The organism is Streptomyces sp. ActVer, assembly GCF_027270795.1.
In the GTDB taxonomy this organism is placed as follows: domain Bacteria; phylum Actinomycetota; class Actinomycetes; order Streptomycetales; family Streptomycetaceae; genus Streptomyces; species Streptomyces umbrinus_A.
In genome coordinates, this window is the sequence record NZ_JAPWHT010000004.1 from 55,288 (window position 1) to 66,798 (window position 11,511).

General features: G+C 70.6%; 10 protein-coding genes and 1 pseudogene. 8 read left to right on the forward strand and 3 right to left on the reverse strand.

Annotated elements, in window-relative coordinates; all coding sequences use genetic code 11:
• Nucleotides 1-173 precede the first annotated feature (173 nt).
• The 3 genes from O3Q52_RS01515 (at nucleotide 174) to O3Q52_RS01525 (ending at nucleotide 3,778) form a co-directional block, all read left to right on the forward strand.
• On the forward strand, nucleotides 174-842 hold the full coding sequence (locus tag O3Q52_RS01515) for a response regulator transcription factor (RefSeq protein WP_269646941.1): 669 nt from the start codon (nucleotides 174-176) through the stop codon (nucleotides 840-842).
• A 213-nt stretch (nucleotides 843-1,055) separates the two neighbouring features.
• Entirely contained in the window at nucleotides 1,056-1,709 is a 654-nt protein-coding gene (locus O3Q52_RS01520) for a DUF4255 domain-containing protein (RefSeq protein ID WP_269646942.1), read from the forward strand.
• Nucleotides 1,706-3,778 (forward strand): ATP-binding protein, encoded by a 2,073-nt coding sequence (locus O3Q52_RS01525; RefSeq protein WP_269646943.1) that lies wholly within the window; start codon nucleotides 1,706-1,708, stop codon nucleotides 3,776-3,778. The genes O3Q52_RS01520 and O3Q52_RS01525 overlap by 4 nt, the downstream gene beginning before the upstream one ends.
• Before the next feature lie 61 nt (nucleotides 3,779-3,839).
• On the opposite strand, the gene O3Q52_RS01530 is transcribed toward O3Q52_RS01525, so the two are convergent.
• From O3Q52_RS01530 to O3Q52_RS54095, 3 genes are read right to left on the reverse strand one after another with little or no spacing between them, the layout of a single operon-like run.
• Nucleotides 3,840-5,276, reverse strand: coding sequence for a hydrolase (locus O3Q52_RS01530; RefSeq protein WP_269646944.1), 1,437 nt, complete (start codon nucleotides 5,274-5,276; stop codon nucleotides 3,840-3,842).
• A 2-nt stretch (nucleotides 5,277-5,278) separates the two neighbouring features.
• A complete protein-coding gene (locus O3Q52_RS01535) occupies nucleotides 5,279-6,691 on the reverse strand; it encodes an RICIN domain-containing protein (RefSeq protein WP_269646945.1) in 1,413 nt (470 codons plus the stop codon).
• Between the two features lie 8 nt (nucleotides 6,692-6,699).
• Nucleotides 6,700-7,842, reverse strand: coding sequence for a DUF4157 domain-containing protein (locus O3Q52_RS54095; protein ID WP_332112837.1), 1,143 nt, complete (start codon nucleotides 7,840-7,842; stop codon nucleotides 6,700-6,702).
• 235 nt (nucleotides 7,843-8,077) lie between these two features.
• On the opposite strand from O3Q52_RS54095, the gene O3Q52_RS01550 reads away from it, so the two are divergent.
• From O3Q52_RS01550 to O3Q52_RS01570, 5 genes and pseudogenes are all read left to right on the forward strand, one after another.
• A complete protein-coding gene (locus O3Q52_RS01550; protein WP_266762309.1) occupies nucleotides 8,078-9,661 on the forward strand; it encodes a phage tail sheath subtilisin-like domain-containing protein in 1,584 nt (527 codons plus the stop codon).
• 78 nt (nucleotides 9,662-9,739) lie between these two features.
• Complete coding sequence (locus O3Q52_RS01555) at nucleotides 9,740-10,183, forward strand: phage tail protein (RefSeq protein WP_143640089.1); 444 nt, start codon at nucleotides 9,740-9,742, stop codon at nucleotides 10,181-10,183.
• Entirely contained in the window at nucleotides 10,183-10,683 is a 501-nt protein-coding gene (locus O3Q52_RS01560) for a hypothetical protein (protein ID WP_269646946.1), read from the forward strand. Before O3Q52_RS01555 ends, O3Q52_RS01560 begins: the two co-directional genes overlap by 1 nt.
• Complete coding sequence (locus O3Q52_RS01565) at nucleotides 10,680-10,838, forward strand: DUF6760 family protein (protein WP_202918166.1); 159 nt, start codon at nucleotides 10,680-10,682, stop codon at nucleotides 10,836-10,838. Before O3Q52_RS01560 ends, O3Q52_RS01565 begins: the two co-directional genes overlap by 4 nt.
• 174 nt (nucleotides 10,839-11,012) lie before the next feature.
• A pseudogene (locus O3Q52_RS01570) lies at nucleotides 11,013-11,511 on the forward strand (hypothetical protein); the annotation flags it as partial.

An 11,511-nucleotide genomic window follows, 5' to 3' on the forward strand; every position in this document is an offset into this window, starting at 1 on the left:
GAACCTCGTTGCGTGACATGACCCACGGGCCGAGAACGCGGTGCCGCCGATCTCGTGGTGTGTCTCGTGGTGCTCCACGATTGCGCCGGCCACACGGGCCACAGAAGTGTGGTGTGCGCACGCCTGTCACGGTCGCCACAGAGGTGACGGGCCCGTGGACATGGGAGATTCGGTTGCGCAGCTCATTCGGGACCACGGCTCCCGGCACGGACGGATCCGAGCCCCGCATACCGGTGTCGGTGCACGCGTGGGACCCGATCTCCCGGGAGGGAGTGCTCGGCCAGCTTCGGCAGCACCCGGTGATCGACCTCCGTGAGGAGACCGAGACCGGGCCGGACACCATCGCCCTGCTGGTCAACGACACACTGGACGAGGCCACCCTCTCCCGGCTGCGCAGACTCGTGCGCAGCGAGGGCGCCCGTGCCGTCCTCGTGGTGAGTGCGATCCGCGAGAGCGAACTCCTCGACGCCATCGACTCCGGCGCCGGGGCCATCGTGTGGCGCCACGAGGCCACCGCGCACCGGCTCGTGCAGGCCGTCCTCGCGGCCTCCCGCGGCGACGGCGATCTGCCCGCCGATCTGCTCGGCCGGCTGATCAGCCAGGTGAGGTCGCTGCACCGCACCGCGACCGGCCATCCCGGCGCTCCCGCTTCGGGACTCGCACCGCGCGAGGTGGACGTACTGAGGCTGGTCGCCGAGGGGCTCGACACCGGAGAGATCGCCAGCAAGCTGTCCTACTCCGAACGGACCGTCAAGAACGTGATGCATGGGCTCACCACCCGGCTGCATCTGCGCAACCGGGCGCACGCCGTGGCCCATGCCCTTCGGGAAGGCTACATCTGACCGAACGGGCAATCGAATGTGGACAGTTGGGCAATCCTGTCTGCCCGGTGGCCGTCCCCGGCGTGCCTGCGGAGCCTCGGGCTCCGCAGGCACGATCGGTAGGGCACGATCGGTCACGACAGCGGTACCGGTGTCGGCACGGGCCGGTCGGGCCTCCGGCTTCCGACTTCCGGCGGCGACACGGCACAGGCACGGCAGGGCAGGAGCACGACGGTGATCCACGAGGTGGACGAGGTCCTCAAGCGGCTGCTCGGGGGCGGCGCGCTCGCCGGTTCCGGCATCGAGATCGCCTTCGAGGCCCCGACCCGCGACTGGGCGGCCCGGCGCAACGCGCCCGCCGTCAACGCCTACTTGTACGACATCCGGGAGGACGTCTCCCGGCGCCAGCGCGGCCAGGTCTCCGTCCGCGACGAACGCGACGTGATCGTGCGCCGCCGCCAGCCGCCCCGCTGGTTCCGGCTGTCGTACCTGGTCACCGCCTGGACCAAACAGCCCCAGGACGAACACCGGCTGCTCTCCGCGGTACTGACCACGATGCTGCCGCACGAACTCCTGTCCGCCGACGAACTCCCGGGCGCGCTCGGCGCGTTGGGCCTTACCGTCCCGCTCACGGTGGCGGGGCTGCACACCGAGTCCCGGTCCCTCGCCGAGATCTGGTCGGCCCTCGGCGGCGAACTCAAACCGTCCCTCGACCTCGTGGTCACCGCGCCCTTCCCGGCCTTCCCCGAGTACGACGTCGGTCCCCCGGTCACGGAGGGCGTGGTCCGCGTACGTGGCATGGACGGCACGCTGGACGGCTCGCAGGAGCGCACCCACCGGGCACGGCAGCCCGCAACCGCGTCGGACACCGGAGAACCGCAGCAGTGAAGACGTACGCCTCCGCCGCCTCTCCCACGTCCGGCGCGCTTCTCGTCCGCCTCGCCCAACTGCGTGAACGGGTCGCCGAGTTGGTCGCGAGCCGCAGCGCCGTCGACCCCACGGCGGACGATCCGCTGCGCGGGCTGTACCTCTCCGACGAGGCCGTACGGCATCTGCTGGGGCCCACGGCCGTGTCGTACACCGATGTGTTCGAGAACGCGACCGGCTTCGAGGACACGGCAGGTGCCGAAGGCACGGAGTCCGCCCCGGCCACCCGGCTGGAGCGGCTCGCGGTGCGTCTCGGGCTGACCGAGCTGGACACCCGGATCCTGCTCATCGCCCTCGCGCCCGACCTGGACCGCTCCTTCGAGTCGCTGTACGGGTACCTCAACGACGACGTCAGCAGGCGCCGGGCCACCGCCGGGCTGGCGCTCGACCTGTGCGGGCTGCCCGTGCACCTCGCCGAGGCGCGGGCCCGGTTCCATCCCTCGGCGCCGCTGTCCGCGCTCGGGCTGCTGGCCGTCGAGGAACCCGAACGCCCCTTCCTCAGCCGTTCGTTGTGCGTACCGGACCGGCTCGTCGCCCATCTGCTCGGCGACGACACCCCGGACGCCGCACTCGCCGGCAGCGTCCACCCGCTCGACTCCCTCTCGTCCGTACCTCTGCCCCTGCCCTCGGCCTCGCACGACGAGTTCACCGCCAGGCTGGCCGCGCGGCTGGCCGTCGGCCCCCGCACCGTCTATCTCCGCGAGCACCGCGAGGGCGACGGACTCGTGTGCGCCGCGGCCGCCCTGCGCGCCGCGGGTGTCGGGGCCATGCACTTCACGCCCGCAGCGGCCGGGGAGCCGCTCCCCGAACTCCTCTCCGACGTCCTCCCCCGGGTGCTCCGCGAAGCGCGGCTGCGCGACCGGGCGATCGTCGTGTCACCACTGCCGGAGAAGCCGGGCCCGTTGCTGCGGGCCATGACGGAGGCCGGCGTACCCGTGGTGCTCGTCGGGGCCGGGCCGTACGACCCCCAGTGGTGCGACCGCGATCCGCTGGTCCTCGACGCGCCCCGGCCGCACGCGGGGGCCGTGGACACCTGGTCGGCCGCGCTCGGCGCCGGGGCGGACGGTCCGGGTTTCGACCTGGCCGCCACCGTCGCCCCGTACCGGCTCGGCGGGGACCGTATCGAGCGGGCGGCCCGCGCGGCCCGGGACCTCGCGATGTTCGACGGCACCCCGGTGACCGCCGCCCATCTGCGGCTGGCCGCGCGGCAGCAGTCCGCGTCCGGGCTCGAACGGCACGCCCGCCGGATCCGGCCCGACGTCGGCTGGGACGACCTCGTCCTGCCGGACAGACCCCTCGCCCAGCTGCACGAACTCGCCCTGCGCGCCCGCCACCGCGACCAGGTCCTCGGCGACTGGCGGCTCAGCGCCGGAGGCGGCCGGGGCCACGGTGTCCTCGGGCTCTTCGCGGGCGAGTCCGGCACCGGCAAGACACTGTCCGCCGAGGTCGTCGCCGCCGAACTCGGCCTGGACCTCTACGTCGTCCAGCTCTCCTCGATCGTCGACAAGTACGTGGGCGAGACCGAGAAGAACCTCGAACGGATCTTCACGGAGGCCGACCGCACGGACGCCGTGCTGCTCTTCGACGAGGCGGACGCCGTGTTCGGCAAGCGCTCCGAGGTCAAGGACTCCCACGACAAGCACGCCAACATGGAGAGCGCGTATCTCCTCCAGCGCCTGGAGTCCTTCGACGGCATCGCCCTGCTCACCACCAACCTGCGGGCCAACATCGACGAGGCGTTCACCCGGCGGCTCGACCTGGTGGTCGACTTCCCGTTCCCGGACGCCGAGCAGCGCCGGGCCCTGTGGCGGCACAGCCTCGCCCACGTCCCGTGCACCGAGGACATCGAACCGGCGGCGGTCGCCCGCGACTTCGAGATGGCGGGCGGTTCGATCCGCAGCGCGGTCGTCACGGCCGCCTACACCGCGGCGGGGCGCGGCGGGCCGGTCACGACGGACGACCTGCTGGAGGGCGCCCGGCGGGAGTACCGCAAGGCGGGCAGGCTGGTGCCGGGAGAGGGCGGCTGGTAGGTGGCGACGCCCCTCCCGGGGCGATGGCCACGCCCCCTCCCGGGGCCGGTGCGGGTCACCCTCAGACGGTGAACTTCACGGCTTCGAGCCACAGATCGTTGTTGAGGGTGCCGCCGAAGACGAACCCCTCCCCTTCGCCGGGCTTGTCGCAACCCATCCCGAGCCAGCCCTGGTTGCGGATGTGGACGGTCTGGCAGACGGAGCCGCCGCCGTCGTCGACGTTGATGGTGAAGCCCAGCATGTTCGGGGCGTCCTGCTTGGTGCTGCCGAAGTAGTTGTCGATGCCGTCGGGCGCGAACGACCACGGCTTCCCGTTGTAGTGGCCCTTGCCGTCGGTCGACTCCGGGAAGTGGACGAAAGCGGCGCTGCCCGTGCGCTTGGCGCCTGACACCGCGACGTTGAGGGCCTTGATCGGCTTGCCCTCGCCCTCCGTGCCGGCAGTCTGACCGTCGCACACCGCGTCCGTCCAGCCCTTGCCCGTCACGAAGGCCCGGTAGCAGATGTGCCGCCCGCCCGGGTCGTCCGCGGCCAGTGCCTGGACGGCGGTGGCCGCGGTCTTCTCCGGAGCCTTCTTCTTCTCCTCCTCCTCGGAACCGCCTCCCCCGCCACCGCCGCCCCCACCGGCGGCCGGTGACTGCGCCGCGGGCGGGGGTGTCGAGGCGGGCGCGGTGGGAGTGGGCGGGGGAGGCGGTGTCGCCGAGGCACTGGGCGCCAGCGTGCTGACACCGGCCTCGTCGAGCCTCTCCTTGGCCTCGCTGCGGACCTGGGGCTTGTAGGCGATCCACAGCATCACGAAGGTGATCGCCAGCGCCATGAACACACCCAGGAAGGTCGCCAGCCAGCGCGGCAGAAACCCGCGCTGCACATAGGTCCCCTCGACATCGAGGGGCGCCACCCCCGACCGCTGCACGGCGAACTTGTACGGCCGCTCCTCCTTCGACCCGAACCAGATGATCTGCTGCGGCTTCAACGTCGCCTTCACGAAGGCGGCACGACCGGGCTCGATCTGCACATTGCTCGGGTGGAGGTCGTACGACAACTGATCGCCGTTGTCGCTCCCGCTCACCGAGGCGGTGAGCTTCGTGTTGCCCAGGTTGTCGACGGCCAGCTTGGGCCGCCCCCGGAAACGCCCCTTGACGGTGGGCGGAACGAGCTCGGCCCGCACCTCCGTGAAGGGGGTGATGGTCAGGTTCCCCTCGGGAACGGTGACCGCCTCCGGATGCTCGGTCGGGGTGATCCGCACCGCGAAGGGATTCGGGCCCGCCGTCGCGTCCGGCGTACGCGGCGGCGCGAACGTCAACTCCACCGTCCCCGTCGTCCCCGGATACAGCCGCAACGTCTGCGGCTCCACGACGGTCCAGGGCGCGACATCACCGACCGCCTCGAAGCGGTACTCGTCGACCACGTCACCGGTGTTGCGCAGACGCAACCGCACAGTCGTACTGCCACCCGGGTCCACGGTCGCGGACGCGGGCTCCAGGGAGGTCCAAAGGCTCACGATCAGTCCTCATCGGGTTGGATGATCTGCCACTCCTGGTCATCGGTGACGGTGCAGTTGAAGATCATCAGGGTTACTTCGTTGCGAACGTCGTCGCTGCCCGCGATTTCGAGACACTTGTTGTCGCTCTTGAAGTTGCGGATCCAGTAGGCACCGCTCTCCTGCTTCGCAAGCCACCACAACTGGTTGTCGCTGGTCGTGCCGTCGCAGGTGAACTCCGTGACTTTCGTCCTGATGGGAACCGCCCCGTAGTTCGGCAGATCCATGCACAACTTGTCCTTGACGTTGCGGATCTGGAAGAGATCCGTACCGCCGGGGCCGCCCTTCCCGACCTTCACCTCCAGGTTCCAGAGCTGGTTGTCGGCGGCGGTCGGATCGCAGGCGAACTGCTGGACCCGGCCGTCCCTCTTGCCCACGCCCTCGCCGGGGATGTCGGCACACAGCTTGGTGGACAGGTTCTTCAGGACGACGTTGTTCGCGGGCAGCAGGCTCTTGGGCTTCTCCTTGGTCTGCTCGGGCGCGGGCACGTCCCCGCCTCCACCTCCGCCGTTGTCCGCCGGGGCGGACGCGACCGGTTCCGAGGCCGAAGGCGGCGCAGAGGGCGCCACCGGTTTCTCCGAGGGGCTGGGCGCCAGCGTGCTGACACCGGCTTCCTGGAGTTCCTTGGCCTCGCTGCGGACCTGGGGCTTGTACGCGATCCACAGCATCACGAAGGTGATCGCCAGCGCCATGAACACACCCAGGAAGGTCGCCAGCCAGCGCGGCAGGAACCCGCGCTGCACATACGTCCCCTCGACATCCAGCGGCGCCACCCCCGACCGCTGCACGGCGAACTTGTACGGCCGCTCCTCCTTCGACCCGAACCAGATGATCTGCCGGGGCTTGAGCGTCGCCTTCACGAAGGCGGCACGACCGGGCTCGATCTGCACATTGCTCGGATGAAGGTCGTACGACAACTGATCGCCGTTGTCGCTCCCGCTCACCGAGGCGGTGAGCTTCGTGTTCCCGAGGTTGTCGACGGCCAGCTTGGGCCGCCCGCGGAAACGCCCCTTCACCGTCGGCGGCACCAACTCGGCCCGTACCTCCGTGAAGGGAGTGATCGTCAGGTTCCCCTCGGGAACGGTGACCGCCTCCGGATGCTCGGTCGGAGTGATCCGCACGCCGTACGGATTCGGCCCGGCCGTCGCGTCCGGCGTACGCGGCGGCGCGAACGACAGCTCCACCGTCCCCGTCGTCCCCGGATACAGCCGCAACGTCTGCGGCTCCACGACGGTCCAGGGCGCGAGGTCGCCGACGGGCTCGAAGCGGTACTCGTCGACGACGTCACCGGTGTTGCGGAGACGCAGCCGTACGGTCGTACTGCCACCGGGGTCCACAGTCGCGGACGCGGGTTCCAGGGAAGTCCACAGGCTCACGTCGGCGATCAGTACTTCTCGTTGTGGACGACCCAGGATTCCCCGTAGAGGAAATTGCCCTGCGAGTCGTACACGGTGGCTTCCGCCGTCAGTCGCTCCGGGATCTTCGTCGAGTAGTAGGCGTCGATGTCCGCCGCGACGGAACCGGTCGCGCCGAGTGCCGCTCCGGACACGTTGCCGTAGTGCGCCTGCACCTCGTACTCGACGATGTTGCCGTTGCGGATTTCCTTCTTCACGTTGTACTCGGCCATGGAGTGGTGGCGGGAGTTGCCGGACTTGGTCAGCGGGGTGAGGTTGCTCATGGTGTTTCCGGGACCGCCGACGATCTCGTTGAGCAGGTGGCCCTGGACCATGTTCTTGGAGAACCACTTCGCGGTGGCGCCGCTGCCCGTCGGCCACCATGAGGGCTTCACCTTCGGGGACGATCCCTTGGAGATCTGTCCCGGGTGCAGTTCCGCCCTCATGAAGGTCCCCGCGCCCTGGTAGAGACCGCCGTACTGCACGTAGGGATAGCCGACGTAGGCCCGCTGCACGCCGTCACCGACGAACGGTTCCGAGGCGCCGGCCGAAGGCTCGTCCGCGGCCATGCGCTGCACGGGGGCCGACATCACCTGCCGGGCAGTGGCCTCCGCCTCCTGCTCCGCGTGGTCGCCGGGGCTGCTGACCCGCAGCCCGCTGCCGTTGTCGGTGCCGGGGACGGACCCCTGACTCTGCTGGAGGACGTGCTTCAGTTCGTGGGCGAGGGTGAGCTTGTCCTTGCCGCCCGGGCCGAGCACCACATGGCTGCCGGAGGTGTACGCCCTCGCGCCGATCTCCGTGGCGGACCGCTGTGCGACCGGGTCAGTGTGGACGCGTACGCCGCTGAAGTCGACGCCGCCGAAGCGGCTCTCCATCTCGGTCCTCAGCGGTGTGTCCAGCGGCTGGCCGGAGGAACGCAGCACCTGGTGCACCGCGGAGCGCTGGACCGACGGGCCGTGGCCGCAGTTCGCGTCGTGCTCGTGGCGCTGCTGCCCGACGGCCCGTGCGACGGCCGCGTTGCCCGCGGCGCGCTGAAGCACCAGGAGCCGATCGGCGGTCGTGCGCGCCGTCGCGGGCCGGGCGGCGCTGTCCCGACCATCGGCCTTTTCGGTGCGTTCTTCCTGTGCGCGCACGGCGCTCCCCTCCACGGCTGGTCCACCAGCCTTACGTGCAACTGCCGTGTACGGGGAGGGCCTTGGGGGCAGTCTCACGGGCAGCGCGCCCGGCTCCGTGGGCAGGTTCCGGCGACGGACTGCCCGTCCGGGCAACAGTTCTGCCCTCGAACAGGCCCCAGAGGACGTTTCGGGGGACGCGCTTCGCGCGTGAGGGTGGGAGGCGTCCTGTCTCGTACCCCGAGGAGAGCAGAGCATGCCGTCCTACCTGTCGCCCGGCGTATACGTCGAGGAGGTGGCCAGCGGCTCGCGTCCCATCGAGGGAGTGGGCACATCGGTGGCGGCCTTCGTCGGGCTCGCGCCGACCGGGCCGCTGAACGAGCCGACCCTGGTGACCAACTGGTCCCAGTACGTCGCGGCCTTTGGTGACTTCACCGACGGTTACTACCTCGCGCACTCGGTGTACGGGTTCTTCAACAACGGCGGCAGCGCCGCGTACGTCGTCCGCGTCGGCGGCACCGCCGAAGGCGCGGCGGGAACAGGAAACGGCGCCCCGGCGTCCGTCTCCGGCTCCGCCGCCCCGGCCGCGCTCCCCGCGGGCGAGCCGAAGCAGCTCGGCACCTTCAGCGTGACCGCCGTCGCGGGCGGCTCGCTCAGCGTCGAGGTCGCGGACGCCGAGGGCGAGGGCCCCGCCGAGCGCTTCAAGCTGATCGTCAAGGAGGGCGACAAGCCCGTCGAGACGTTCGACGTGACCGCCAAGAAGGGCGGCCGCAACTACGTCGTCACGCAGGTGAAGGAGCGCTCCAAGCTCATCACCGTGCAGGAGTCGGCGCCCGCCGCGCAGCTCGCGCGCCCCGACAACCAGACCGTGGCCCTGGCGGCCCCCGCCGCCCCCGCCCCCGTCACCCCGACCAAGGCGAGCGACTCCCACCCGGGCCCGGCCCACTACCTCGGCGACTCCGCGGACCGCACCGGCTTCGGCGGTCTGGAGGCCGTGGACGAGATCTCCATGGTCGCCGTCCCCGACCTGATGGCCGCCTACCAGCGCGGCGCGATCGACCTGGAGGCCGTGAAGGCCGTCCAGCTCGGCCTCATCGCGCACTGCGAGCTGATGGGCGACCGGGTCGCCGTCATCGACCCGCCGCCGGGCCTGAACGCCCGTCAGATCCGCGTCTGGCGCCAGGAGACCGCCGGCTACGACTCCAAGTACGCGGCCCTGTACTACCCCTGGGTCAAGGTCTTCGACCCGGCGACCGGCCAGTCCCGGGTGATCCCGCCGAGCGGCCACGTCTCCGGCATCTGGGCCCGCAACGACTTCGAGCGCGGTGTGCACAAGGCGCCCGCCAACGAGGTCGTACGGGGAGCGGTGGACCTGGAGCTCCAGATCACCCGCGGCGAGCAGGACCTGCTCAACCCCATCGGCGTCAACTGCATCCGCGCCTTCCCGGGCCGCGGCATCCGCGTCTGGGGCGCCCGCACCATGTCCTCCGACCCGGCCTGGCGCTACCTCAACATCCGCCGGTACTTCAACTACCTGGAGGAGTCGATCCTGCTCGGCACCCAGTGGGTGGTGTTCGAGCCGAACGACCACAACCTGTGGGCCCGGATCCGGCGCAACGTCTCGGCGTTCCTCGTCAACGAGTGGCGCAGCGGCGCCCTCTTCGGCCAGCGGCCGGAGGAGGCGTTCTACGTCAAGTGCGACGAGGAGACCAACCCCCCGGAGTCGGTGGACGTCGGCCGCGTCATCTGCGAGATCGGCATCGCCCCCGTCAAGCCCGCCGAGTTCGTGATCTTCCGGCTGGCCCAGTTCTCCAGCGGCAGCGGTGAGCTGGAGGAGTAGGCCGCCCGCCTGCGCCCCCAGCCCTAGCAAGCCTCCTCGTACGCCATTGCCAAGAACCCTCAGAAGGACAGAGAACAGATGAGTCTCAGCCCGGGTGACGCCCTTACCTCACATAATTTCGGTCTGCAGATCGACGGCGTGATGGTCGAGTACCTCGCGGAGGTCAACGGACTCAGCATCGAACAGGACGTCATCAAGCACCTGTCGAACTCGGCACAGGGCAGGCCCGAGGTCAGCCTGATGCCGGGTGTGCAGAAGGACGGGCAGTGCACCGTGGTGCGCGGAATGACCCAGTCCCCGGCGTTCACGACGTGGATCAACGACTCGATCGCCGGCCAGATGAGCACGGCCCGCAAGAACGCCTCCATCATCATGATGGATTACCAGAACAATCCGGTGAAGCGGTACAACATGCGCAACGCCTGGTGCAGCAAGATCGACGCCAGCGCCCTGAAGGCCGGCGAGGCCTCCGCGCTCACCGAGACCGTGACCATCGTCTTCGAAGAACTGGTCATCGAGTAATGCGGCGTACGGCTGCCAGGGCGGGCGCGGGCCCGGTCGTGGACGCACCACCGACGGCGGGGCCGGAGCAGACCGCTGCGCCGGCCCCGGCGCCCGCGCCCGCTCCCGCCCCCGTGTCGGTGCCGCAGCAGCTGCGGACGGAGTTCCCCTTCGAGCTGCCGCGGGGGTACGTCGACGCGTCGGGCACGGTCCACCGGGACGGCGTGATGCGCCTCGCCACGGCCCGGGACGAGCTGATCCCGCTGCGGGACGTCCGCGTCCAGGAGAACCCGGCGTATCTGTCGGTGGTCCTGCTGGGCCGGGTCATCACCAGCCTGGGCACGCTTCCCTCGGTGCACGACGGGGTGGTGGAGAACATGTTCGCCTCCGACCTCGCGTTCCTCCAGGACTTCTACCGCCAGGTCAACGCCGAGGGCCACACCCGCGCCGCCGTGGAGTGCCCCCACTGCTCGGAACCCTTCGAGGTCGAACTCGGCGGGAGCCGCCTGGGGGAATCGTGACGTACGCGACCGACCGGCTGCACGAGGAGATCGCGTACGTCGCCTACCACTTCCACTGGAGCCTGGAGGAGATCCTGGATCTCGAACACCAGGACCGCCGGCGCTACACGGAACAGATCGCGTCCCTGGTGACGCGGGGCGGGGCGGAGGGCTGAGGTGTGGGGTTCTTCGACCGGCTGAGGGGCAGCGGTTCGGTTACGTCGGCGGCTTCTGCGGCTTCTGCGGCTTCGGCTTCGGCTTCGGCGGATCCGGTTGCCGGGGCGAACTCGGCTTCCGGGGGCGGTAGTTCCTCTCGTACGGGTGCGGGTGCGGGTGCATCTCCTACGGCCATGGGGGCCAGGTCGGCCTCGGTGGCCGGCTGGGTGGGGTTGCCGCCGATCCAGCGGGCCGCTGTCGGGCGGACCGGTGTCGCGGACTCCGGGTTCGGCGGGCGGCTGAGCACCTGGCAGAACCCCTCCTTCACCGGGCCCCTGTCCCACGCCGTCCTCGACGGAGCGCCGGGCGGGCTCGTCAGGAACGCGCTCACCACGTCGGCGAGGCCCGTCTCCGGACTCGAACCGCCCTCGCACACGCTTCTGCCGGTGCGGTCCGACGAGCCCGAGGCCCCGGGCGACGTACGCGACGACGCGGCACCGATACCAGTACCGGTACAGCGCGCGCCGCGTCCGGTCACGGCGTCCCGCCCCGCGGGCCCCCGGGTGACACCCGTACCGCCCCGGTCCCACCGGCCGAGCCCGCTGACCAGGGCGCCCGCCACACCTGCGGTGCAGCGACGGGCGCTGCCCGTGGCCCGACGGGAAGCGGGGGGCGGTGTTGTCGGGAAGATCG

Excerpts from the sequence above, each read along its gene's own strand:
- O3Q52_RS01550 (WP_266762309.1), top strand. The coding sequence starts at position 8,078 with ATGCCGTCCTACCTGTCGCCCGGCGTATACGTCGAGGAGGTGGCCAGC.
- O3Q52_RS01555 (WP_143640089.1), top strand. The coding sequence starts at position 9,740 with ATGAGTCTCAGCCCGGGTGACGCCCTTACCTCACATAATTTCGGTCTG.
- O3Q52_RS01560 (WP_269646946.1), top strand. The coding sequence starts at position 10,183 with ATGCGGCGTACGGCTGCCAGGGCGGGCGCGGGCCCGGTCGTGGACGCA.